Origin of the sequence: Baekduia sp. (assembly GCF_035318805.1) — a bacterium.
Classification (GTDB): Bacteria; Actinomycetota; Thermoleophilia; order Solirubrobacterales; family Solirubrobacteraceae; genus Baekduia.
This window is the reverse complement of sequence record NZ_DATHDY010000062.1, coordinates 1-24,297: the sequence shown is the minus strand read 5'-3', so window position 1 is coordinate 24,297 and position 24,297 is coordinate 1. Positions and strand designations below refer to the sequence as shown.

The following is a 24,297-nucleotide window of genomic DNA, read 5'->3' as shown; positions in this document are numbered from 1 at the left end:
GCTCTGCGACAAGGCGAGGCCCCGGGGCCCGGGCAGGTCAGGTCACTGCCCGACGCGGGACGCGATGTTCTGGCAGTTCGCGAGCGCCGCACCGATCGACAACTTGCCGGCTATGACACCCGAAAACTGTTCGGTGCACCGGTCGGCGACGTCCTGGTACTCGGGAATGCCGACGTAGAAGGTGCCGGGCAGACCCGGCCGCTTCGTCGTGCCCGGGTCGCCGACCGGCGCGGACTCGATCGCGTCGAGGGTCGGCTGCGCGAACGCGGCCGTGGCCCTCTTGTACTCGGGGATCTCGTAGGTCGATCGGCGGGTGCCGGGTGGGATCGCCGCCCAGCCGCCGGGACTCCTCGTTCCGGCCTCCTTCACGTACTGCGGCCCGGTCGCCCACGCGATGTACCGCCAGGCGAGGTCCTCCCTGCGCGCCGACGTCGGAACGGCGAGCGCCCACGACCACAGCCAGCCCGCCGCCCTGGTCCGCTCGACCGGGGCGGGGACATAGCCGGTCTTCCCCTTCACGGGGCTGTCGTCGGCCTCCAGGTTGCTCGCGGCGACGGTCGCGTCGTACCACATCGCGACCTTGCCGCTCCGATACTGCGCCAGACACTCGTTGTAGGCCGCGCCCGCGGCGTGGCTCTCGCCCGCGTCCTTGACGAGGTCGGCGTAGAACTGGAGCGTCCTTCGGAACTGAGGCTGGTCGACCATCGCCCGGCCCACCGAGCCGTCCGGCTTCGCGGACCACCACGTTCCACCGAACGTGTTCAGCACCATGGTGAACGGAGCGCCGAGTTCGCCCCAGCCGGCCTTGCCGCGCAGGCAGATCCCGGCCCTGCCGGGCGTGTCGATCCTCCGGGCGATGTCCGCCACCTGTCTCCAGGTGGGGTGGGCGGGCATCTCGATGCCCGCGCGCCGCAGGACGTCTTTGCGGTACATCAGGAAGGAGGACTCCCCGTAGAACGGCGACGCGTAGAGCCTGCCCTGGTACGACAGGGCGTTCCGCACCGACGGGATGACGTCGTCCAGGTCGTAGGCCCTGTCGGAGGAGGCCCTACGCGTGAGGTCGATGATGTGGCCGTCCCTGCCGAACTGCGGCGCCTCGTATGGGCCGATCATCACCGCGTCGAACTCACGGCCACGTTCGGCAACGTCGCGCGTGGTGACCTCACGCAAGGTGCCCTCGTCGAGGATCGTGTAGTTCACCTTGATGTCGGTCTTGTCGGTGAACAACGACGGCGTGAGACGGGCGAGGTCCTGCATCTGAGGGTTGTTGACGATCGCGACGTTGATCGAGCTGCCACGGTTCGACCTGCGGCCCTTGTCGCCGCCGCCGCAGCCAGCCAGGACCGCAGCCAAAATCGCGAACAGACCTGCGACCAAGGCAAGGCGCCCCGCCCTGCGGCTCATGGCGGTCCCTGCTCAACGCGTGAGCGAACTCCGGCGGGGTTGGCGTGCGCGGGCTTCGCCATGTTGCTGAGGGTTTCGCCCACCGCGAGGCGGCGGTGTGTGCCTCGCTCGCGAGCAAGAACCGCTCCGCGGGAGAGGCTACTCCCCGCCGACATGGGCGAGTTGAACGACGCCGGGCGCTCATGCCGACAGCTCGCGCCGGCCGGAAAGAAGCGTCGCAGGCGAGGCTGCGTCCGGTAACGCGCCACAAGATCATCACCCCGGGCGAGCGACCAGGAAACGCGCCCGCGAAGGCGACACCGGCGCCGGTGGTATCAACGGGCGTGACCGGACACGCCGGATATGGTGGTGCCGCTCGCTGGTCAACCTGGCCCTCTGGGCCAGCGTTCCCCTAGGAGCGTGGGTCCCTAACCCGCCGCGCGTTTCGCCCCCTGGGCGAACACCCGCAAGGGAACCTGGCCCTCCGGGCCAGTGTTCCCCTAGGAGGAGACGACGATCATGACGGGGCCGTTGAAGACATCTCCGATGAGGGTCGGGCCGGTCACCTTGGCCGTCTGCCCGTCGGCCGGGCCGCTGGCTGGGAGCGTGGCGGGCGAGCCGCCCCACCCGGAGTCGACGATGGACGCGGGAGCGGTCGTGGCGGCGGCCGCGGTCGACACGGGGGCGGCGATCGAGATCGTGCTGAGGGCGGCGAGCATCATGAGATGCGTTCGGGTCGGTTTCATGTTGAGCCTTCCTTCCATGTGTGTGTCCCAATCGGTGGAAGTGATTGGGCATGCTTCTCTGCTCCCGCCGATCGGCGGGTGCTTCCATTGCCGTTGAGCAGTGATCGATTCCGAGACGGAATCAGCCGATGTGGGCGGCCAGCCCGCGCCAGAAGGCGCGGGCGGCGGTGCTCAAATGCCTGGCGTCGACGACCGATCGCGCGGAGCTCGCGGTGAACGTCGACGCCGCGCGCGGGCTAGAACGGGGCGTAGGGTAGGAACTTGCCGTCGAGGGTGATCACCGCGCGCGAGCCGCCGGCCAGATCGTCGACCTTCTTGATGTCGAGCTTGAAGTTGACCGCGCTGATGATGCCGTCGCCGAACTGCTCGTTGACCAGGGCCTTCAACGTGGTGCCGTAGACCTGGATCATCTCGTAGAAGCGGTAGATCGTTGGGTCGGTGGGAACCCCGTCGGGGATGGACCGGCGCACCGGGATGGCCTGCAGCTGGCGGGTCTGCTCGTCGCTGAGTCCGAGCTTCGCCGCCAGGGCGGCCGCGGCGTCGGCGGGCAGCGGATGCTGGCCCAGCAACGCGGCGGTGACGTAGGCGAGGCTGAGGTCGGTGGTATCGGCGAGCTCCTGCCAGGAGAGGTCCTGGCGGGCTTTGGCGTCGATGATCGCGGCGGTCAGCGCGCTGCGCTGGGTGGGGGTCGCGTCGGTGTGGATCATGGTGTCCTTCGGTGTTGGGGTTTATGGTGAGGAGGTGGATCGCTTGCCGATCGGCGCTTCAGGCGTCGATGAGCGCAAGGAAGCGTCCGGTGCCCGGGTCCAGGGCGTGGACTTGGCCGGTCGCGATGTCATAGAGCCAGCCGTGCAGGCGCAGGCGGTTCTCGGCCAGGCCTGCGGCGACCGACGGATGGGTGGTGAGGTTGGTCAACTGCAGCCGCACGTTCTCGCGGGCCAGTTCGTCGATCTCGGCCGGGGTGGGCGCGTGAGGCGCTGAGGCGCCGGCGACCTTCGGCGGCGTGGCGTGGTGCAACCAGCTCTCGACGGCGGGAAGTGCTGGGTCGGTGCCGGCGGCGACGGCAGTCATCGCGCCGCATCCGGAGTGGCCGCACACGACGATGTCTCTGACCCCGAGGGCCGCCACGGCGTATTCGATGCTGGCCGCCTCGCCCCCCGGCGAGGCCGAGTAGGCAGGAACCAGATTGCCCGCGTTGCGGATGACGAACAGCTCTCCCGGGTCGCGCTGCGTAAGAAGCTCCGGGACCACTCGCGAGTCCGAGCAGCTCACGAACAGGACTTCCGGAGCCTGCCCGTCAGCGAGGGCGCTGAAAAGGTCGGCGCGGGTCGGATGGACTTCCCGCTGAAACCGCAGTGCGCCTTCGACGACGCTTTGCATCGTGTGGTGCTGTTGGGGTGTGGACTGCATGGGGCACAGCGTGACGGCCAGGCACCATAATTGGAAAGACGAATTGCCCATCATCACGATAGCCGTTGGCTATAGTTAGGGTCGTGCTTCTTCGCCATCTGCGCTACCTGCTCGCCGTCGCCGAGCACGAGAACTTCACGCGGGCGGCCGAGGCGCTGCACGTGTCCCAGCCGACGCTCTCGCAGCAGATCAAGCAGATGGAGACGGCGCTGGGGACCAGGCTGCTTGACCGGTCCGGCCGGACGGTGCGCCCGACCGACGCCGGCGAGGTCTTGCTCCAACATGCCCGTCGCGCACTACGGGAGCTCGACGCCGGCGCGCGGGCCATCCACGACGTCGCCGACCTCAGCCGAGGATCGCTGAGCCTCGCGCTGACCCCGACATTTCACCCCTACCTCGTCGGTCCGCTCGTGGGACGCTTCAACACGCTGCACCCCGCCATCGACCTCGTCGTCAAGGAGATGACCCAGGAGCGGATCGAAGAGGACCTCGCCGAGGATCGCCTCGACATCGGCATCGCCTTCGCCCCGGCGCAGCTCGCCGGCATCGAAGTCCAAGAGCTGCATGCCGAGAACCTGGAGGTCGTCGTCGGGCGCGGACACCCCGCGGCCACCGGCGCTGCTCTGGACGCTCAGCAGCTTGCGCGACTCGAGCTGGTGCTGCTCAGCGAGGACTTCGCGACCCGCCAGCACGTCGATCACTACTTCGACGCCCACGGGATCTCGCCCCGGATCGCGGTGCAGACCAACTCCGTCAGCGCGATCCTGGAACTCGTGCGCGCCGGCCAGCTCGCCACCGTGCTGCCTGACCGAATCGCCTCACAGCAACGTGACCTGAGCGCCGTCGTTCTCAACCCGCCGATACCACCCAGGACCGCCGCGCTGCTACGGCGAGCCGGCGCACATCACAGCGCCGCCAGCATCGCGTTCACCACGCTCGCAACCAGCAGCAGGCGCAATGGCCCCCGTTGAGCATGTGCTGTGCACCTGCTTGTTTTCACCCGGCGAGCAGAGACCCCGGCGTCCGCGTCGCCGACGACCTCGTGCAGCGGCCGTTCGCCCGGCGGCGAACGTGTTGTGGCCGACATCACCTATCTGCGCACCTGGGAGGGCTGGTTGTATCTCGCCGCCGTCCAGGACGCGTACTCGCGCCGGATCGTGGGTGGAGCATGGCCGATCACATGCGCACCGAGTTGGTCGTCGACGCGCTGCAGATGGGCCTCGCCAGGCGCCGGCCCGCCCCCGGCCTGATCCATCATTCCGTCCAGGGCCGCCAGCACGCGGATCCGCTCGGCGGCCCAGTCGACGTCACGCCAGCGGAGGCCCACCAGCTCTGACTGCCGGAGGCCCGACATGGCCGCGGCGAGGACGACAACGCGGATCACTACCCCTGACGCGGAATCCACGCGGGCACGGCCTTGGTGGCGAAGTGATAGGCGCCGCAGAACCTGTCCCAGGCCGACGCTCTCGCAGCAGATAAAGCAGATGGAGACGGCGCTAGGTAGCGCAGATGGCGGAGAAGCACGAACCACAACCATAACCAACGCCGATCGTGGCGATGGGTAACTCGTCTTTCGAATTATGGCTCCTGACCGTCACGCTGGGCCCCATGCAGGCCAAGACCGAGATCAGGCCGGGCGAGACCCCCGTGCACGCCGATGCCAATCGGACACTCGCGGTGACCGCCGCCGGGACTCTGCTCGTGTTGGCCGTGTTCATGGCGGCTGTGACGACAGCTCGCCAGAGCAGCCACTCGCTGCACGGCGGCCTCTCAGGCCAGACCTGGATCCTCAGCGGCATGAGCCTAGGGCTCGCCGCCGCGCTGCTGACGGTCGGAGCTCTGGCCGACGAGCTCGGCCGCCGACGCATCCTCGTTCTCAGTAGCGCTCTGCTCGCGCTCACGAGCGCGCTCGGAGCGGTCGCCCCGAACGTTGATGTACTGGTTGCAGCCAGAATCCTGCAGGGCGCCGCTGGAGCGGGGGTGCTCTCCGCCGCCCTCGGCGCGATCGGTCACGCCTTCCCGACAGGGCGCCACCGGATCCGTGCAACAAGCGTATGGGCATCCGCCGTCGGAGCCGGGATCACCATTGGGCCTCTGGCGGGGGGCGCGCTTGCGGTCTCGCTGGGGTGGCGCAGCAGCTACTGGGTACAGGCGCTCGCGGCCGCCGCGCTGGTCCCGGCAGCTGCAGGGCTGCCTGAGTCACGCGCAGCAGCCAGGCGCTCGCTCGATCTATCCGGGGCGGTCACGTTGGCCGTTGCGATGGCATGCCTGACCGCCGGCCTCGTCGACTGCCGCCACAGCTGGTCGGCCGCTGGCACGATCATCCCATTGGCGGTAGGGGCGATCCTGCTCCCGGCGTTCGCCGGGATCGAGCTGCGCAAGCGAGAGCCCATGCTCGAGCTCAGCCGGTTCTCGCAACCGCTGTTCGTGGCCTCGGTGACCGGAGCGCTGTTTACCGGACTGGGCGTGATCGGGCTGATGAGCTTTGCACCGGTGCTGCTCCAAAACGGCCTGCACATCAACGTGATCGGGAGCGCGGGCGTACTCGCCGCCTGGTCGGCCACGAGTACCGCTATCGCTCTCGCCACCCGCCCACTGGTGGGACGTCTCAGCGCCCCCTCCGTACTTGCGCTGGGGTTCGCGATCTCTGCCGCGGGAGAATTCGCGCTCGCGGGCCTCGGCGTCGACTCGCCCTGGACACGACTGCTGCCAGGACTCGCGGTCCTCGGAATCGGAAGCGGCCTGGTCAATGCCTCGCTCGGCCGACTCGCCGTGGAGTCGGTGCCGCGTGAACGCGCCGGAATGGGCAGCGGCGCCAACAACACAGCACGCTATCTCGGAGGCGCAGCCGGAGTCGCACTCGTCGTCGCTCTCGCCACCAGCCGCCGCACCGCCAGCGCAGCCGGGCTCCTGACAGGATGGAACACCGCAGCCATCGTCTGCGGCGCCCTCTGCCTGCTCGCCGCCCTACTCGCCGCAGTCCTCCAGACCCGGTAGGGCGACCTCAGCGGATACCCGAGACGGACGCCAAGACTGCCGCACCTCCCTTGCGCGGCGGCCACAAACGAGTGGAGCAACGTGATAGCTCGCGCGAGCTGGCGCGGAGCGGTTGTCCATCAAGCCGCACTCTGCGATTCGCCGCGTGGCGAGCCCGGGTGAGGCGGCCTACGACCCCGGCCCCAAGGACACCGCCGACTGGTCTGTTGCCGAGCGAGACCGCGAGGGATCTCATGCACGCTCGTTCCGTGCGTTGCACCAACCAGACAAGGCCGAGCCGCGAAGCAGACGCCCGGTGGCCAGTCTGAAGGTCGCTAGTACCCGGTCCCGGAAATACGGGTCTCCGAGACGCTGGCCCGCCTCGCACAACGTGGCATCCACCACCGCGACGTGAAGCCCGAGCAACCTGTATCGCTTCGTCGATCGCTGGACAGTCGGGGCTGGTCGCAATACCTGATGCCGAACCGATCACGGGTCCGAACCGTGCCCTCGGCCCGCGCAACTATCTCCCCTACGAACTCATCGTCTCGCCGGACACCTCACCTGGCGGTCCCGTTGATGTCTACGAACTCGCGAAGACGCTCTGGGTCCTTGCTACGCGGACGAAGACCAGCTCAAGCGGCATATGTGAGTGCCAGGTCGTGGCAAAGCGGCCGTGCAGCCGCTCGTGGCGCGCCACCTCGCGGCCTTGGTGGGCTGATGATGATCTCGCGCGCGCCGACCGCCGCGCCGGCGCGCAGCCCGGCCAGCGCGACCGGCACCGCGTAGCGGTTCTGGCGGACCGTGACCAACGCCTTGCTGTCGACCCTGACCGACGCGGTCTCGGTCGCGTCGAGCGGCTCGGCGGGCAACGCCCGCAGCGCCGGCCGCTCGATCGCCAGCTGCTCGGCGACCGTCAGCGGTCGGCCGGCGATCCGCCGCGACAGGTCCTGCTCGCAGGCATCAAGCAGCAACCGGTTGAGCTGCGCGATCGAGCCGACCGCGGGCACGGGAACGAGGTGGTTGCGCCGCAGCCGACCGACCTCGCCCTCGACACCGCCCTTCTCATGGGCGCCCGCGATCCCCGGCGTGGTGAAGACCGAGTCATAGAGGTAGCGCGAGCGCAACGCGACGAACCGGTCAGACTCCACCCGCCGGCGGCCCTTGAGCACCTGCTTGACCGCCGAGGTCAGGTTGTCGTAGCGGACCTCGCCAAAGACGCCGTCAAACCACGCGAACGCGTGGACGTGGCCCTCCTGGAACGCCTGCTGGGTCTCGACCGGCGAGGCCATACTGAACGCCGCGCCCGAAAAGCACGACCGCATGAAGGACAACTGGACCTTCGTTCTGGTGCCTGGCTGCGGTGTTCCAGGTACCGGTGTGGCCTGCTCACGTTTGCGGCAGCGCTGACCGAACCAAGGGGCAGCTGGAGCGTCTCTTTCGGGCAGGCCTCGCGCGAGACGGCCACCGGCACAATCGTCGCGATGACCACCACCAGTCGCTCCCCGATCGCGATCCCCGACAGCCGGCTGGCGCGTGAGGCCACGGAGCTCATCCGCAGCATCGAGTCCGATCTGCTCTACAACCACTCGCTCCGTGTCTACTCCTGGGGCGCCCTGCAAGGCGCCCGCCAGGGCCTGAGCTACGACCCCGAGCTCTTGTACATCGGGGCGATGTTCCACGACATCGGGCTCGTCGAGGGACACCGCAGCGAGCATGACCGCTTCGAGGTCGACGGCGCCAACGCGGCGCGAGAGTTCCTCCGCGGGCACGGCGTCACCGGCGACGCCCTGCGCATCGTCTGGGACGCGATCGCGCTGCACACCACGCCCGGCATCCCGGAGCACAAGGAGCCCGAGGTCGCCCTGGTCACCGCCGGGGTCGAGTTCGACGTGCTCGGCTTGGGCTACGACGATATCTCCGCCGAAGACCGCGACGCCGTGGTCGCCGCCTACCCGCGGGTCGACTTCAAGGAGTCGATCATCGAGGCGTTCGCCGACGGAATGGCCCACCGGCCCGACACCACGTTCGGCACGATGAACGACGACGTGCTGGCCGAGAGGCTGCCCGGCTTCGAGCGCGCGAACTTCTGCGCGATCATCCGCGGCTCCAAGCACAGCAACTGACACGCCGGCCTGCGCAGCCGAAGGAGCCCATCATGGGAGCCGGCGCCGTCGTCCTGGCCCATGGGGCGTTCGTCGGCGGCTCCGGCTTGCAGGGTGTCTACCCTCTCCTGAGCAAGGACGGCTACAGCGTCAGCGTCGTCCAGAACCCGACGCAGTCGCTCGAAGGCGACGTCGCGGCGACCAGGCGCGTCATCGACGCGCAGAGCGAGCCCGTCATCCTCGTCGGTCATTCCTATGGCGGAGTGGTGATGACCGAGGCGGGCAATGACCAAGCGTGGCGGCGCTCGTCTACATCGCGGCGTTTGCCCCCGACAAGGGCGAGTCGGTCGCCACGCTGACCGATCTCCGGCCCGGCGCGTCGGTGTCGCCGGTTCTGCCGCCGCAGGACGGCTTCCTGTTCCAGGACCTGGCCGAGTTCCCAGCTTGGTTCGGGGCCGACATCCCGGCCGGGCAGGCCGAGTTCATGGCCGACTCGCAGGTGCCGTGGGGGTTGACGCCCTCGGCGGCACCGTCAGCGAGCCGGCATGGCGCACCCAGCCGAGCTGGTACCTCGTCGCCATCGACGACCGGATGATCCCCCCGCCGGCCCAGCGATCGATGGCAGAGCGGGCGGGTGCCACCGTGGTCGAGATCGCAGGCAGCCACGGGATCTACATCTCCAAACCCGAACCCGTGGCTGCGCTCGTCCAACAGGCCGCGTCCGCGGCGTCGGCTACAAGCCGAAGCCGGGCCGGGGGCCGTCCCGTGGCATGGCGCGAGCCGCTGCCGGAGGCTTGAGAGATGCGACCCGCCTCGGTTCGAACGGCGACTGGACAGAGGCTCGCGGAGTACGGCTTCCCAGCCGGGGGGGTAGGACGGTCCCACGATGCCTGGTCGACAACCACACCCTTTTGAGGACCGGCGATCTGGCGACGGCGGCGGGTGTCCGATCCCGCGGCGGTCGTTCCTGCGGGGCGCGCTCGGCGGTGCCGCGGCGGCGGCCGCCGCGAACTTCGTGCCCGCGGGCGTGGCCCACGCGCAGGGGACCGACTACCAGGACGACTACAACAAGCTCGCAACCGAAGACAGCACGCACAGCATCCCGTTCTACGGCGCAACGCAGGCCGGCATCGCCACGCCTCCGCAGACGGCGGCAGACTTCCTCGCGTTCGACGTGACCGCGCCAAGCCGTCGGGAGCTCATCGACCTCTTGCACACGCTCACAGAGCGAGCAGCGTTCCTGACCAAGGGTGGGGCTCCTCCACCACCACCTCGCGCGGGCAAGCCGTCGGAGCACCGCCTCCTGCTCGGCGCGACGGTGGTGCCCGACGATCTCACGGTCACGGTCGCCCTGGGCGCGTCGCTGTTTGACGATCGCTACGGGTTGGCGTCGCGCAAGCCGGCCCAGCTCAAGACGATGCGGCCGTTCGCCCACGACGACCTCGACCCAAAGCTCACCCACGGAGATCTGCTGGTGCAGTTGTGCGCCAACCACCGCGACACCGTCGGGAACGCCATGCTCGACATCCTCGGGCAGACCAGCGGTGGGATGCGTCTGCGGTGGCGCATACAGGCGTTCCGGTTCCCGCCGCGACCCGTGGGCATCCCGCGCGACTGGATGGGCTTCAAGGACGGCATCACCAACCCCAACACCAACGACGCCGCGCAGATGAACCAGCAGGTGTGGGTCCAGCGCGGTCGGCGCGAGCCGGCCTGGACCGCCGGGGGGACCTACCAGGCCGTGCGCATCATCCAGATGCACATGGAGAAGTGGGACACGGTGCCCGTCGAGCGGCAAGAGCGCATCTTCGGGCGGCGCAAGCTCAGCGGCGCGCCGCTGTACGCGACCGACCCGAACGCCTCGGACGAGCTCGATCCCGTGTACACCAACGACCCGCAGGGCCGGCTCACCCCGCTGAACTGCCACATCCGGCTGGCCAACCCCCAGACCCCGCAGACGGCGGCCACCAGCTCCATCCTGCGCCGCAGCTATCAGTACGACCAGAGCCCCGACGTGAGCGGGCAGCCCAACCTGGGACATACGTTCTGCTGCTTCCAGCAGCAGCTGAACACGTACATCGCGATGCAGCGCCGGCTCGAGAAGGAGTCGCTCGTCCCCTACATCACGCCCAGAGGCGGCGGCTACTTCTTCGCCGTTCCCGGCGTGCGCGACGCCCGGGACTACTACGCCTCAGGCCTGCTGCGCGGACTGACGCGATGATCCCCGCCTCGCGTGCCCATCGCCGCCGGATCCGTCCTCGTGTCCCGCGTTCGCTGCTCACGCTGTGCGTCGCGATCCAGCTCGCGCTGGTGGCCGTTTCGCCCGGCGGGACATCGGCCTCCGCCGCGGTCCCCGCGGCCCCGCGCATCTACGTCACCAACCAGCTCGACGACACCGTGTCGGTCATCGACGGCGGCACCCACAGGGTCATCGCGACGGTGCGGGTCGGCGTCTCCCCGGCGGAGCTGGCGGCGTCTGCGGACGGCAGGTCCGTCTACATCGCCAACACCGGCAGCGACACCGTGTCGGTCCTCGACACTGCCGACAGCGCCATCGCCAGGACCATCAGGCTTCCGCGCGCGAGCAAGCCCATCGGTCTGGCTGTCAGCCCCGACGGCCGCTCGCTCTACACCGCCGACGGCGGCGCGGACCGCGTCTCGGTCCTCAGCACCCGGACCCGGCGGGTCGTGGCGTCGGTGCGGGTCGGCACCCAGCCGGTGAGCGTCGCCGTCGCGCCCGACGGCAGGAGGGTCTACGTCGCCAACAGCGGATCCGACGACGTGTCGGTCATCGGCGCCCGGACCCGTCGCGTGATCCGCACCACCCCGACCGGCCGGTTCCCGTCAGGGGTGGCCGTCACGCCCGACGGGACGTCGGTCTACGTCACCAACGAGCTGTCCGGCGTCACGGTCATCGACGCGGCAAGCGGGACGGTCCAGGCGAGGCTCGGGGAGCCGAGCCCGTTCAGCGTCGCGATGAGCCCCACCGGCGACCGCGCCTACGTCACGGATCTCGGTCTCGGGAACCTCACGGTCATCGACACCCGCACCCACCAGGTCGCCGCCGTCGTCGGGGTCGGGCCGATCGGCACGGATCCGTTCACCGCACGGGCCGCCGGCGACGCCATCTACGTGGCCAACCAGGGAGCCAACACGCTGTCGATCATCGACCCGAGCACCTTCATGGCGACGGCCACCGTCGCAACCGGCACCAGCCCATACGGCATCGCGGTCGTCCCAGCCCCGCCCACGAGCCGGTAGGCGACTCCACGGCGCGCATACCGGGCCATGCGACCTCCGGGCGCGAGCTCGTCGGGGAGCGGGATGTCTGCGGCGACGAGCGTGCCGCCGCCGGCCGGGGTCTGGACCCGAAGCCGGCCGTCCTGGACGGCAAGCCGATCGGCCAGCCCGACGAGACCGCTGCCGCGGGTCGGGCGCCTCCGACGCCGCCGTCGCGCACCTGGACCGTGAGGGCGCCGTCCCGGACGCGCGCCAGCACCGTGGCGCCCGTTGCTTGCGCGTGCTTGGCGACGTTGGTCAGCGACTCGGCGACAACGAAGTAGGCGGCTGCCTCGACCGCGGCGGGGAGCCGGCCCACGGATACGACGTCGTCGACCGGCACCGGGTGTCCGCGAGGCACTCCACGACGCCGAGCACGGTGGTGATGTCGATGAAGAACCGCACGTAGTAGCGGCGCAGAAACGCGGTGTCGACGGTGAAGAAGTCACACGCGATCACGCCGGAGGCTTGCGCGCGCAGAAACCGGCTCCACGTCAGGCCGGCGGCGGGGTTCCGCAAGTGGTTTAACTACTGCGCCTCGGCGCTCTGGGGTGCCGAGACAGCTGGCGCCAGCGCCGCTTGGAGAAAATCTCGCAGTGTTTGAAGTTGGCGAGGCGACCAGTCTAGGGTACTGAGCTTGAGCGATGCCTACATAACGCTGTGGAGCCATGCGCAGGTCGAGGTTGAACGACGATGGATCAGCGGCGACCGAGAACTCACCCACGCAGCCAACGTTCAGTTCCGCAAGGCGGGAGTCGCGCGGTGACCGGGTCTACGTCTTGGCCACGCGCCAGGGACAGCTACTGCTCCTGGGTCGGCTGGAGGTGCACCGGGTCCCGGGGCAGCATGAGGCGCAGAAGCACTTCGGCCGCGATGTCTACAACGCTCGCGATCACCTGATCGGCAAGGGAAGCCGGCTCGAGCTCGATCGGATCGTGCCGGAGGGGTCGCGAGACAGATCCAGCGCGAGTCTGGCAAGCGGATCAAGATCGATCGTGATCGCTACAGGGTCGATGCCAACTCACTCCGGACGACTGGTCGCATCACCGCTGAGTCATCCGCGATCGCGTGATCGACACCTGAGCCAGCGCCCAGGCTCCCTCGACGCCGCGGTGGTACCGACAGGTGCTGAACCCTGAGCCCGTACTTCGACTCGCGGCGGTTCTGCCTCGGCCACATCCGACCGCAGGACGTCAAGGCGTTCATCATGCGCTTGGTCTCAGCCGAGGTAGGCGGTTCGGACCGCTCGGTTCGTGCGGATCTCGTCGGGCGGCCCCTCCGCGATCACGCGGCCGAGGTCGAGCACGACCATCCGGTCGCAGTGGGCCATCGCGAACCCCACGTCGTGCTCGACGAGCAGTACAGCGCAGTCGTGGTCGACCCGCATCGCCTGGATCGTCCGGCCGAGGATCTCGACGTCGCCGCGTTCGAGCCCCGAGGTCGGCTCGTCGAGCAGCAGCACCTTCGGCGGGTCGACGATCGCGCGTGCCATCTCGACCATGCGGGCTCGGCCGATCGGCAGCCGGCCAGCCGGCACGTGACGCGCGGCGTGCAGCCCGCACGCCTCGAGTACCGCGCCGGTCTGCGCGCGGCGTTCGCGCTCGAGCCGCCGTCGCGTCGGCAGCGCCAGCAGGTCACCGACCATGCCGCCCCCGCCGCCTCGCCACTCGAGCGCCAACAACACGTTGTCCTCGACCGACAGCCAGCCGAACATCTGCTGGCGCTGGAACGTCCGCCGGATGCCGTGTCGCGACCGCCAGGCGGCCGACCGCCGCGTGACGTCGCGCCGATGGAGCCGGACCGTCCCGCTCGTCGGCGCGCGGATGCCCGACAGGACGTCGAACAAGGTCGTCTTGCCCGAGCCGTTCGGCCCGATCAGCCCGCAGACCACGCCGGGGACGACGTCGAGCGACACGCCTTCGAGCGCGGTGACGCCGCCGAAGCGAACAGACACGTCCTCGGCCGCGAGCACCGGCGCGCTCCTCGGACCCGGCCCGGCGACCTCGCCCATGCGCCGGAGGTTAGGGCTGGCGGGGACCCTTGCGAGCAGCGAAACGTCCGCACGGTTTTCGGTGAAGCTGTGGCGGCCGCGAGCCCGAAGGAACGCCTTCTGACGCGACCCTTGCGGCACGTGGCAGCACCGCCTAGCTTGGCTGAAAGGGCCATGTCGACCGCGCGTTACGCAGGGCGCAGTGGCATCACGGAGCGTCGGTCGCCGGCGGTTCCCCTGGTCGTGGTATTGGTCGCGGTCGTTGTCGTCGTCGCCGCGTGCGGGAGCGGTGACACCAAGAACGGCACCGCGGCCAAGACGACGTCCTCATCATCGGGCGGCGGGGACATCGCCTCGATCGTGGCGAACGACCCGCTGGCGGGGAAGGTCGGCGGCGGCCTCACCCGCGGCGCGAGCGGCGACACGATCAGGGTCGGCTGCGTGTACACCGCGGACGCGTACGCCGGTGCGGACGACGGCTACAAGGCCCGGTTCGAGCGGGTCAACCGCGAGGGCGGGATCCACGGTCGCAAGATCGACTTCTCCGGCTGCCAGGACGACGGCGCCAACACGCAGCAGAACCTGCAGATTGCGCGCCGCCTCGTCGAGCAGGACAAGGTGTTCGCGGTCATGTCGGCCTCGGCGAACATCCTGTCGGGCACGACCGACTACCTCGGCCAGAAGGAGGTGCCCTATTACGGCTGGGGCTTTACGCCCGGGTTCTGCGGCGACCGCTGGGGCTTCGGCTTCAGCGGCTGCCTGATCGGCGACGCGTTGAAGGACGACGTGCCGCACGCGGTCGCGCAGGGCAACCTCGCGGACACGGGGATCAAGGCCAGCGGGCTACTGGCGCCGCAGGTCAAGGTCGCCGTCCAGGGCGGTGACGATGACGCCGGCCACGCCGGCAACAGCCAGTACCACACCGTGTACGAGGACCGCGGCGCCACGGTCGCGTATGACGAGGCCAACATGCCGGTGCCGGGCCCGCCGGCCGACTACTCGCCGTTCGTGCGGGCGGTCCTCGACGCCAAGCCGAACCTCGTCATCGCCTCCCTGAACTTCCAGAGCACGCCGGGCCTCGTCGCTGCCCTGGAGGCCGCCGGCTACAGCGGGACGACGATCAACGCCGTGACCTACGTTCCCGGGCTGCTCGCGCGGTCGCCCCAGCTGGCCAAGGCATTGGAGGGCACCTACGTCAACACCCAGATCGTGCCGCAGGAGGAGCAGACCGACTACATCAAGCAGATCGAGACGGACCTCACCGCGATCAAGGCGAAGAACGGGACGTTCATCCCGATCGGGGCCGCGATCGCGTACGCACAGGCCGAGATGCTCGTCGAGCAACTCCAGGCGGTCGGCCGGGACCTCAACACGAAGACCTTCGACGAGAAGGTCAACGGGGGCGACTTCACGTTCCATCCGAAGGAGTCCGGCGGGCCCGGGAAGCTGGCGTTCCCGCAGGGCCACTTCCTGCCGTCCGACTGCGCTGCGCTCCTGAAGATCGAGAAGGCCAAGTACGTGCCGGTCGTGCCGTTCGACTGTTACAAGAGCGTGCGGGTCCGGTAGGCCGCCCTGCCGCGGGACGAACGGAGGACCGGTGGGGGAGTTCCTGAGCGTCAGCCTGAGCGGCGCCGTGACCGGGGCGATCTACTCCGTGGTCGCCGCCGGCCTGACGCTCTCCTTCAGCGCGACCGGGATCTTCAACTTCTCGTACGGCGCGGTCGCGTTCTCGGCCGCGTTCATCTACTACGAGCTGCACAGCGGGCTGCAGTGGGCGATCGTGCCGGCCGCGGTGGTCACCGTGATGGTGTTCGCGCCGCTGCTCGGGCTGGCGCTCGACGCTGCGGTATTCCGACCGCTGGCCCAGGCCACCGAGTCGGCCAAGGTCATGGCGACCGTCGGGCTGCTCGTCGCGCTGCCCGCCCTCACCAAGTGGGTCACTGACCTGCTCGTCGACGTCCTCGACGTCGAGATCACACGCAGCGCCGCTGTGACCCAGGTCGCCTTCCCACCGGGGGTCGGCCCGGTGCCGAAGAAGGACTGGACCCTGCCCGGTGCCGTGCCGTTCGATTCAAACCAGTTGATCGTGTTCGTCGCGGCCGCGGTGTCGGCGGTCGTCCTCTGGTACCTGATGCGCCGCACGCCGCTCGGGCTGCGCATGCGGAGCGTGGTCGACCGCGCCGATCTCGCCCGTGCGCGCGGCGTGGACGAGCGCGTGACGTCGCGCTGGGCGTGGGTGATCGGCATGGTGCTCGCCGCGCTGGCCGGCGTCGTCGGCGCACCGGTGCTCGGGACGCTCGACCCGTCGGTCTACATCGGGATCATGTTCGTGGCCGCAGCTGCGGCGGTGGTGGGCGGGCTGCGGTCGATCCCGCTGGCGTTCGCGGGCGGCCTGTTTCTCGGCGTCGCGCAGAACTGGGTGGTGACGTATGCCCACTTCGCGGAGGACATCCAGGGGTTCAGCGCATCGGTCCCGTTCCTGCTTTTGCTGGCCGGTCTGCTCGTGCTCGCCCGCGAGCGCGGCCGGCACGGCGACTCGGCGGCGGACGAGACGCCACCACCCGACTACCTCGCCGACCTGCCGGCGTGGCGGCGTGCCTTGCCGTGGATCCTCGGCGGGCTGGTCTTCCTCGGCTACGTGTGGTTCGTCGCCGACGCGTTCTGGCTTGGGGTGATGGCCAACGGCTTGGCGCTGTCGCTGATCTTCCTGTCGTTCGTGATCGTCACCGGCCTAGGCGGGATGGTGAGCCTCGCGCAGGCCACGTTCGTGACGGCATCCGGGTTGACGGCAGGGCTGCTGCTGGACCGCTACGACTGGCCGTTCCTGCCGGCGCTGCTGATCGGCGTGCTCGTCGCGGTCGTGCTCGGCGTGGTGGTCGCGCTGCCAGCCCTGCGTCTCGGCGGCCTGCCGCTGGCGCTCGCCACGCTGGCGCTCGCCTTCCTGGGTGACAACGTGCTGTTCCAGTGGGACTGGTTCCGCAACGGTCAGGCCGGATGGACGGTCGCGCGCCCTGCGTTCGGACCGTTCGACCTGTCTGACGACCGGTCGCTGGTGCTCGCCCTGTTCGTGCTCGTGGGGCTCGTCGGCCTGATGATCCGCAACCTCCAGCATTCCGCGTGGGGCCGCGCCATCGCCGCGATCCGGACGTCGGAGGTCGCGGCGTCGACGTCGGGCGCATCGCCGCTGCGCACCAAGCTCGGCGTGTTCGCGCTCTCGGCCGCCGTCGCCGGGCTGGGCGGCGTGATGTACGCCTCGTACCAGCAGAGCGTCACGAACCTGACGACACCCGTGACGGACGGCCTGCTGTGGCTTGCGACCGTCGTGCTCTTCGGCATCCGCCGCCCGCTCGCCGCTGCCCTGGCCGGCATCGTCGCCGCGGCGGCCCCCGAGATCCTGCGCTCCGGGATCCACGTGTGGTTCCTCCATTGGGACGGCACGTCATCACCAGAAATCCCTGCGATCCTGTTCGGCCTCGGCGCGGTGCAGCTCGCACGGAACCCCGACGGCCTGCTCGCGATCACAGCGGCGCATAACCACGCCCGGCGCCTCAAGCGAGCGGCTCGCCGCGCCGCGCCCGACCACATGGCGACCGCGGCGCCGATCGTCGCCGATGCCGTGGCCCTCGCCTCCGCTCGGGCCGACGAGGAGGCCGCGATCGTCGCCGAGACCGAGCAGCTCGAGCGCGACCTCGTCGGGCGCGGCGTGGTCCGGACCGCGTCGCGCGACGGGCCCGTCGACGGGCGGCGACCGCCCGCGCTGATCCTCGAGGACGTCCACGCGGGCTACGGCGAGGTCGAAGTTCTGCACGGCGTCGATCTCGTCATCCGCCCTGGCGAGATCACCGTGCTGCTGGGCGCCAACGGCAGCGGCAAGTCGACGACGTGCTCGACGATCGCGGGGCTCGTGCCCGTCTCGTCGGGCTCCGTGCGCCTCGGCGACCTTGACGTGACGGCGCTGCGCCCCCACCAGAGGGCCCGGCGCGGCGCGCTGGTCGCGCCGGAGTCGCGCGGCGTCTTCCCCGGCCTGTCGGTCGAGGAGAACCTGCTGTTGCTGCTGCACCGCGACGGCGACCGGCGCGCCGCGTACGAACGGTTCCCTGCGCTCGGCCGGCGGCGCCGGATCCCTGCCGGCAACCTGTCCGGAGGCGAGCAGCAGATGCTGACGCTCGCGCCGCTGCTGGTGCAGCCGCCCGACGTGCTGGTGGTGGACGAGCCGACCCTCGGGCTGGCGCCCCGCGTCGTCGCAGAGCTCATGCAGGTCCTCCGCGAGTTGCGCGACCGCGGCGTCGCGCTGCTCCTCGTCGAGGAGAAGGCGCGCGATGTCCTCGCCATCGCCGACCGCGTCGCACTCCTCGAGCTCGGCCGGATCGTGTGGCAGGGGCCGCGTTCCGACATCGACGACGAGCGCCTCGCGCGCGCCTACCTCGGCCGGGTTGCGCCTTCGCGCTGATGCCGGCCGTGGCACCCGAGCTCGAGCGCCAACGACGTTGGCAGGGCCGTGTGCCCGGTGTAGCGTCAGTCCGACGGTGCGGACTGGTCACAGCGTCCTCTCAGGACCCGAACTGCTGACGAGCGGGCTCGTCAGTCTTGCCGCCCTGCGAGCCGATCTACGGATGAGCAGGGCCGCACTGTCCGTGGAGGTGTGGGATGGGGACGGGTGAGGCCCCGCCGGGCCGTGCTCCGCCCACTCGGGTCGAACTGGCGCACGAGAGCGAACGCACACGTCTGACTCGGCTGTTCCTGGCCGATCGCACGGTTGTCCGCAAGGAGCCGCTGGGGCCGGACGCGGAACGGCGGTTGCGGCATGAGGTGGCGATCCTGGAGCGGTTGGGCGGTGTCGTGGGGGTTGCGCAGTTGGTGGAGGCGCCGCGGTATCCCGGGTCGATCGTGTTGGCGGACGCTGGTGACAGGAGCCTGGCGGGGCTGGCGAAGCCGCTGCCTGTCGATGAGCTCATCGGCCTGGCGGTCGAGCTGGCCCGGGCGGTGGCGGGGATGCACGGCCGGGGGGTGATGCACCGGGACATCACTCCGGCGAACATCGTGATCTCCCGTGACGGCGCGCCGTGCCTGGTGGACTTCGCGTTGGCGACGTCGTTCGCCGAGCTGCGTCCCGAGTTCACCCACCACACCCAGATCGTCGGGACGCTGGCGTACCTGGCGCCCGAGCAGACCGGGCGTACCGGCCGGTCGGTGGATCAGCGGGCCGATCTGTACGCGTTGGGCGCAACGCTGTACGAGCTGGCGACGGGCGGCCCGCCGTTCGGGTCCGGCGACCCCCTGCGGCTCACGCATGATCATCTGGCTCGCGTGCCGGTGCCGCCCGCCGATGTGAATCCGGCGGTACCGGCGCGGTTGTCCGCGATCGTCATGCATCTGCTGGAGAAGGAGCCGGACAACCGCTACCAGACGGCGGACGGCGCGGTCTATGACCTGGAGCGGTCGCGGGACGCCCAAACGCGTCCGGCGGCGGGCGCCCTGCGGGTCGGCGCGCAGGATTTCCCGCTGCGTCTGCTGCCGCCCTCGCGGCTGGTGGGACGCGACGACGAGCTGGCGGCGCTGCGGGCGGCGTTCGACGACGCGCGCGCGGGGCGGTGTCGTGGCGTGCTGATCGGCGGCGCGACGGGGGTGGGCAAGACGGCGCTGGTGGACGAGCTGCGGCCGGTGGTGACAGGCGGGGATGGCTGGTTCGTGGCCGGCAAGTTCGACCCATATCGCCGGGACCTGGAGTTCGACGCGGTCCATCAGGCGTTTCGCGCGCTGGGTCGGCTGTTGCTGGCCGAGCCGGAGGATGAGCTGACCGAGGTCCGGGGGCGGATCCTGGCGGCGGTCGGCCCGAACGCGGGTCTGGTGACCGCAACATCGCCGGAGCTCGCGGCGCTGCTGGCGGTGTCGCCCGATGCGGGGGATCCGCTGACTGCGCAGGCCCGGACGCAGCGAGCGGGTGTGGAGGTGCTGCGGGCCGTCGCCTCGAGGAAACGGCCGGTGGTGCTGTTCGTCGATGACCTGCAGTGGGCCGGGCGCACGCCACTCGGCTTCGTCGACCTGGTGCTGAGCGAAGCGCCGGTCGAGGGCCTGTTGCTGGTCGGCGCCTACCGCGAAGGCGACGTGGACGCGGCGCATCCGCTGGCCGCGCCGCTGTCGCGATGGCGTGAACAGCCCGGCGTGCAGGACCTGCGGTTGGTCAACCTGGGCGTGCCGAGCCTCGTCGCCATGGTTGCTGAGATGCTGCACGTGGACCGGCCCGCGGCGGCGGGCCTGGTCGAGCTGATCGAACCGCATACCTCCGGCAATCCGTACGAGACGGTGGAGCTCCTCAACGCGCTGCGCCGCGACGGCCTGCTGACCGCGACGGCCGCCGGGTGGCGCTGGGACACGGCGGCCGTGCGCGCCCGCCTGGGCCACTCCGAAGTCGCCGCGCTGCTCGCGGCCAGTGTTGAGGCCATGCCGCCGGCGGCGCGCCAGATCGTGGAGGCGATGGCGTGTCTGGGCGGGCGAGCGGAGCCGAGCCTGCTGCAGACCGCGACCGCCGAGCCGGCCGGCGTGGTGGAGCCGGCGCTGGCGGCCGCCCTCGAAGCGGGCCTCCTGGTGCTGGAGCCCGAGCCGTACGAGGCGGTGCGGTTTCGCCACGACCGAATCCGCGAGGCGATCCTCGGCGGGCTGGACCAGCAGCGGCGAAGCACCATGCAGTTGGCGATGGCGCGGCGACTGGCCGCGGTGCCCGAGCTGTTCGCGGTCGCGGCCGAGCAGTACCTGCCGGTCGTCGAGGCGGTCGACGATGCCGCGGAGCGAGAGGTCGTGGTGGGCCTGTTGCGGAGCGCCGCCGACCAGGCGGCTCTGACCGGCGCCCACTCGCTGGTCGACGCGATGCTGGCCGGTGCCCTGCGGCTGATCGACCCGGGCGAGACAGCCGTGCTCGTCGAGGTGCACACCGGCCGGCACGCCGCCCTTTACAGCGTGGGACGCCTGGACGACGCGGACGAGGAGTACAGCGCGATCGAGGCGCTGGGTCCCACGGCGCTGGCGCGTGCGGACGCGACGGTGATACAGGTGCGCAGCCTGACGCACCGGAACCGCTTCACGGACGCAATCGGTCTGGGCGTGGAGTCGCTGCGTGAGCTCGGCATCGCCGTCCCGGAGGCGGACCGGCTCGCCGCCGAGCTGGACCACCAGTTCGGCTATCTGTACCGCTGGCTGGACCACACCGACGCGGCCGACGATCTGGCACGACCGGACATCACCGACCCGATGGTGCTCGCCGCGTCCCGTCTTCTCGGTGCGATCATTCCGGCGGCCTACTTCGTCGACCTCCCCACCGTCGTCTGGCTCAGCCTGGAGGCGGTGCGGATCTGGCTCGAGCGCGGCCCGAGTCACACCCTGCTCGGCCCGGCCGGCACCGCCGCCTTCCACGCTGTTGCGCAGCGCGGCGACGACTCCGGCGGATATCGGGCGCTGCGGCGCATCCTGGCGGTCGGCGAAGCCCGCGGCTACGAGCCCGGCACCTCGGAGGCGCGCCATCTGTTCGCCACCCTCGGTTGGGCGTTCGAGCCGATCGAGAACTGTGTCGATGTAGGTCGGCGGGCCCGGGAGGGGCTCATCGCGGGCGGCGACCTGGCCACCGCCTCCTACACCTACCACCCGACCGTTTCGGGCCTGCTCGACAGCGCGCCGACGCTGGACGTCTGCGTGGCCGAGCTCGACGCCGGGCTGGCCTTCGCCCGGCGTACGGGCAGCGAGCAGATCGGCGAATTGCTCGACAGCTACCGGTGGCTGGCCGGTGTGCTGCGCGGCGAAGGTGCCGGCGCCGAGGCGGTGCACAGCGACCGGTACGCCGGCAATCCGGTGGCGCTTCTGCACGTGCACATCAGCCGCGCACAAGCCGCCGCCATCTTCGGCGATCGGGCCGGGCTGGAGCATCACGCCGCGGCGGCGATGCCGCTGCTGCCGTCTGCTCCGGGCCTCTACGGGACCGCAATGGCTCATCTGCTGCGCGGGCTCGCCCTCGCCGCGCAGGCCCGCACCACGGACGGTGACGAGCGCGGCCGCCTGCTGTCCGAGCTCGACGAAGGAACGCGGTGGCTGGCCGCCCGCGCCACGAACGCGCCGGACAACTTCCTTCACCTGCTGCGCTTGCTCGAGGCCGAGCGGGCGTGGGCGGTCGGCGACTTTCATGCCGCCGTCCGCGCCTTCGACGCCGCGCGGCGCGAGGGCGCCCAGCGCCGGCGCCCATGGCATCAGGCCCTGATCGCCGAACGCGCGGCCCACTTCTTTCTCGCATACGGCGTGGAGCACGCCGGCTACGAACTCCTCGCCGAGGCGCGCCGGGCCTACCTCGCATGGGGTGCGACCGCCAAAGTCGACCAGCTGGACTGGGCGTACCCGACCCTGCGACCCCATGCCGCCGCGACCACCGGGGACGGCGGCGAGCAGCCCGGGGACGCTGCCCATCGTCGCTCCGCCGTCACGACCGGAACGATCGACCTGCTCGGCATTCTCTCCGCGTCGCAGGCGCTGAGCTCGGAGACCAGCATCGACCGGTTGCACGTCCGCGTGGCGCAGGTGCTCAGCGCCATGACCGGCGCCACGAGCGTCCACATGCTGCTGTGGAGCGACGACCGCCAGGACTGGCTCCTGCGCGCGCCAAGCAGCGGCGGCACGGTCCCGGTCACCGGAACCAGACACCAACACGCGGTGCCGATGTCGGTGCTGCGCTACGCCCAGCGGACGCGCGAAGCGCTGGTGGTGGGCGACGCCACTCACGACGACCGCTTCGACCGCGACCCGTACTTCGCCGATATCGATTGCTGCTCGCTGGTGGCGCTGCCCATCCTCAACCGCGGCACACTGCGTGCGGTGCTGGTGCTGGAGAACCGCCTTATGCGGGGCGCGTTCTCCAACGAACGGCTCGACGCCGTCAAGCTCATCGCCGGCCAGCTTGCCGTCTCCCTCGACAACGCTCAGCTCTATGCCGAGCTCGCCGCGTCGCGCGCGCGGATCGTCGCCACCGCCGACCAGGCGCGCCGGCGCATCGAGCGGGACCTGCACGACGGCGCCCAGCAGCGGCTCGTGCACACGATCGCCACGCTCAAGCTCGCCCAGCAGGCGCTCGGCCACACCGGCGGGCAGGCCGCCGAGCTCGTCGTCGAGGCGCTCGACAACGCCCAGTGTGGGATCGACGAGCTGCGCGAGCTGGCGCGCGGCCTCCATCCGCGGATCCTGTCCTCGGGCGGGCTCGGGCCGGCGCTCAAGACGCTCGCCGGCCGCTCGGCCATCCCCGTCGCGCTCGACCTTCGCACGGACGCCCGGCTGCCCGAGCGTGTCGAGGTGACCGCGTACTACGCCGCCTCCGAGGCACTGACCAACGCGGCCAAGCACTCCGATGCCACCGCCGTGCAGGTGACCGTCGACACGATCGACGGTGAGTTCCAGCTCTCGATCAGCGACGATGGCGTCGGCGGTGCCGACCCGACGCGCGGCTCCGGCCTGGTCGGCCTCAAAGACCGCGTCGAGGCCATCGGCGGAACACTCACGGTCCAAAGCCGCCCCGGTGAGGGCACACGCCTGGCGGTCGACGTTCCGATCAACGCCGACAGACCGGCAACCTCCAGCCAGTAGCGCGACGTGTCAGCCCGAGCCGTTGCCTCAAGGCAACGAGGCTGCGATGGTCGGCCTGGCACCGTTGGCGGGTGGCGTTTCTGACACCAGCTCTGTCTCGACACGAGTGAAGCTCAGCTACGGGAGCGCGCTCCCCGAGGCGCTGAGCTCGTCCGGAGCTTGGTCGACCGTCACGCCATCGAGCTCCGGAAGCGGCGTAGCCACGGTCCCGGGGTCGCTGCCCGCAAGCGGCGGCATGCTGTTCTGCACGACTACGCCGGTATCAGCCACAGATGCAGCACTGGACGTACCGTGCACGATCGCAGGCACCGGCTCGGCCTGCTGAGCGCGTCGGCTCGGCGGTTCTGCTGAAGCCCGCGTCCTCGCGGAGCTTCTTCGCGATCTCGGCGATCTCGCCCGGCTCGTAGTCGCGCGCGAACGCGTCCTCCTGCGCGGGCATGTCCGGGCAGGCGAAGCCCTCGGGCGCTGGGTGCTGGGGGCGCAGCGCACGACCCCGCGCCCGACCGGGACCAGCTCGCTCTGGCCGACCCTTCCGGGCACCAAAAAGGCAAAAGGCGCCCAGCAGGTCCTCACACGGCTCAGTCAGCGCGTCGGCGGCGCGCGCCAGGATCGCGTCGACCGTGCCCGTGCTGATCCGTGAGCTGAACAGCTGCTGGCAGAGCTCGACGACGTCGCGGCGGCTGATGCGGTTGCGCACCGACAAGGTCACGACCGCGGCCTGCAACCTGGGTCCGAACGCGCTCGCCGCAGCCGTGTCGGGCAGCAGCCCGGTCTGCCGGGCGCCGCAGCCTGGACA

At 70.4% G+C, this 24,297-nt stretch carries 18 protein-coding genes and 2 pseudogenes; 12 read left to right on the top strand and 8 right to left on the bottom strand.

What is annotated here, in order from left to right:
- Nucleotides 1-42: 42 nt before the first annotated feature.
- The 4 genes from VK501_RS14165 to VK501_RS14150 form a co-directional block, all read right to left on the bottom strand.
- A complete protein-coding gene (locus VK501_RS14165) occupies nt 43-1,404 on the bottom strand; it encodes a sugar ABC transporter substrate-binding protein (protein WP_324338341.1) in 1,362 nt (453 codons plus the stop codon).
- A 479-nt stretch (nt 1,405-1,883) separates the two neighbouring features.
- Nucleotides 1,884-2,105 carry a hypothetical protein gene (locus tag VK501_RS14160; protein ID WP_324338339.1) on the bottom strand — a complete coding sequence of 74 codons (222 nt, stop codon included), beginning with the start codon at nt 2,103-2,105 and terminating at the stop codon, nt 1,884-1,886.
- A 260-nt stretch (nt 2,106-2,365) separates the two neighbouring features.
- Nucleotides 2,366-2,836 (bottom strand): cyanase, encoded by a 471-nt coding sequence (gene cynS / locus VK501_RS14155; protein WP_324338337.1) that lies wholly within the window; start codon nt 2,834-2,836, stop codon nt 2,366-2,368.
- Between the two features lie 58 nt (nt 2,837-2,894).
- On the bottom strand, nt 2,895-3,509 hold the full coding sequence (locus tag VK501_RS14150; RefSeq protein ID WP_349261016.1) for a carbonic anhydrase: 615 nt from the start codon (nt 3,507-3,509) through the stop codon (nt 2,895-2,897).
- A 113-nt stretch (nt 3,510-3,622) separates the two neighbouring features.
- On the opposite strand from VK501_RS14150, the gene cynR reads away from it, so the two are divergent.
- The 3 genes and pseudogenes from cynR (at nt 3,623) to VK501_RS14135 (ending at nt 6,536) form a co-directional block, all read left to right on the top strand.
- On the top strand, nt 3,623-4,510 hold the full coding sequence (gene cynR, locus VK501_RS14145; protein ID WP_324338334.1) for a transcriptional regulator CynR: 888 nt from the start codon (nt 3,623-3,625) through the stop codon (nt 4,508-4,510).
- Between the two features lie 102 nt (nt 4,511-4,612).
- Nucleotides 4,613-4,821: pseudogene (locus tag VK501_RS14140) on the top strand (DDE-type integrase/transposase/recombinase); the annotation flags it as partial.
- Nucleotides 4,822-5,147: 326 nt separating this feature from the next.
- On the top strand, nt 5,148-6,536 hold the full coding sequence (locus VK501_RS14135; protein WP_324338332.1) for an MFS transporter: 1,389 nt from the start codon (nt 5,148-5,150) through the stop codon (nt 6,534-6,536).
- 614 nt (nt 6,537-7,150) lie between these two features.
- Here the strand turns inward: VK501_RS14135 and VK501_RS14130 are convergent.
- On the bottom strand, nt 7,151-7,807 hold the full coding sequence (locus VK501_RS14130; protein WP_324338330.1) for a Mu transposase domain-containing protein: 657 nt from the start codon (nt 7,805-7,807) through the stop codon (nt 7,151-7,153).
- Between the two features lie 192 nt (nt 7,808-7,999).
- On the opposite strand from VK501_RS14130, the gene VK501_RS14125 reads away from it, so the two are divergent.
- The 5 genes from VK501_RS14125 to VK501_RS14110 all read left to right on the top strand — a co-directional run bounded on the left by VK501_RS14125 (nt 8,000) and on the right by VK501_RS14110 (nt 11,881).
- Complete coding sequence (locus VK501_RS14125) at nt 8,000-8,641, top strand: HD domain-containing protein (protein ID WP_324338328.1); 642 nt, start codon at nt 8,000-8,002, stop codon at nt 8,639-8,641.
- A gap of 32 nt (nt 8,642-8,673) precedes the next feature.
- Nucleotides 8,674-8,979, top strand: coding sequence for an alpha/beta fold hydrolase (locus VK501_RS28965; RefSeq protein WP_414641177.1), 306 nt, complete (start codon nt 8,674-8,676; stop codon nt 8,977-8,979).
- Complete coding sequence (locus VK501_RS28770) at nt 8,906-9,418, top strand: alpha/beta fold hydrolase (protein WP_414641176.1); 513 nt, start codon at nt 8,906-8,908, stop codon at nt 9,416-9,418. Before VK501_RS28965 ends, VK501_RS28770 begins: the two co-directional genes overlap by 74 nt.
- Before the next feature lie 88 nt (nt 9,419-9,506).
- Nucleotides 9,507-10,841 (top strand): Dyp-type peroxidase, encoded by a 1,335-nt coding sequence (locus tag VK501_RS14115; RefSeq protein ID WP_324338325.1) that lies wholly within the window; start codon nt 9,507-9,509, stop codon nt 10,839-10,841.
- Nucleotides 10,838-11,881, top strand: coding sequence for a beta-propeller fold lactonase family protein (locus VK501_RS14110; RefSeq protein ID WP_324338323.1), 1,044 nt, complete (start codon nt 10,838-10,840; stop codon nt 11,879-11,881). Before VK501_RS14115 ends, VK501_RS14110 begins: the two co-directional genes overlap by 4 nt.
- Nucleotides 11,882-12,157: 276 nt before the next feature.
- On the opposite strand, the gene VK501_RS14105 is transcribed toward VK501_RS14110, so the two are convergent.
- Nucleotides 12,158-12,358 (bottom strand): hypothetical protein, encoded by a 201-nt coding sequence (locus VK501_RS14105; protein ID WP_324338321.1) that lies wholly within the window; start codon nt 12,356-12,358, stop codon nt 12,158-12,160.
- Between the two features lie 178 nt (nt 12,359-12,536).
- Here VK501_RS14105 and VK501_RS14100 point away from each other — a divergent pair, with 178 nt between their 5' ends.
- Nucleotides 12,537-12,665: a hypothetical protein gene (locus VK501_RS14100; RefSeq protein ID WP_324338319.1), complete on the top strand. Its 129-nt coding sequence runs from the start codon at nt 12,537-12,539 to the stop codon at nt 12,663-12,665.
- 453 nt (nt 12,666-13,118) lie between these two features.
- On the opposite strand, the gene VK501_RS14095 is transcribed toward VK501_RS14100, so the two are convergent.
- Complete coding sequence (locus tag VK501_RS14095; RefSeq protein ID WP_324338317.1) at nt 13,119-13,910, bottom strand: ABC transporter ATP-binding protein; 792 nt, start codon at nt 13,908-13,910, stop codon at nt 13,119-13,121.
- Between the two features lie 222 nt (nt 13,911-14,132).
- On the opposite strand from VK501_RS14095, the gene VK501_RS14090 reads away from it, so the two are divergent.
- From VK501_RS14090 to VK501_RS14080, 3 genes are all read left to right on the top strand, one after another.
- The gene (locus VK501_RS14090) at nt 14,133-15,455 is read left to right on the top strand and encodes an ABC transporter substrate-binding protein (protein WP_324338315.1); all 1,323 of its coding nucleotides are present in this window, start codon (nt 14,133-14,135) and stop codon (nt 15,453-15,455) included.
- Nucleotides 15,456-15,486: 31 nt separating this feature from the next.
- A complete protein-coding gene (locus tag VK501_RS14085) occupies nt 15,487-18,339 on the top strand; it encodes an ABC transporter permease subunit (RefSeq protein WP_324338313.1) in 2,853 nt (950 codons plus the stop codon).
- A 197-nt stretch (nt 18,340-18,536) separates the two neighbouring features.
- Complete coding sequence (locus VK501_RS14080; protein ID WP_324338311.1) at nt 18,537-23,501, top strand: AAA family ATPase; 4,965 nt, start codon at nt 18,537-18,539, stop codon at nt 23,499-23,501.
- A 262-nt stretch (nt 23,502-23,763) separates the two neighbouring features.
- Here the strand turns inward: VK501_RS14080 and VK501_RS14075 are convergent.
- A pseudogene (locus tag VK501_RS14075) lies at nt 23,764-24,297 on the bottom strand (hypothetical protein); the annotation flags it as partial.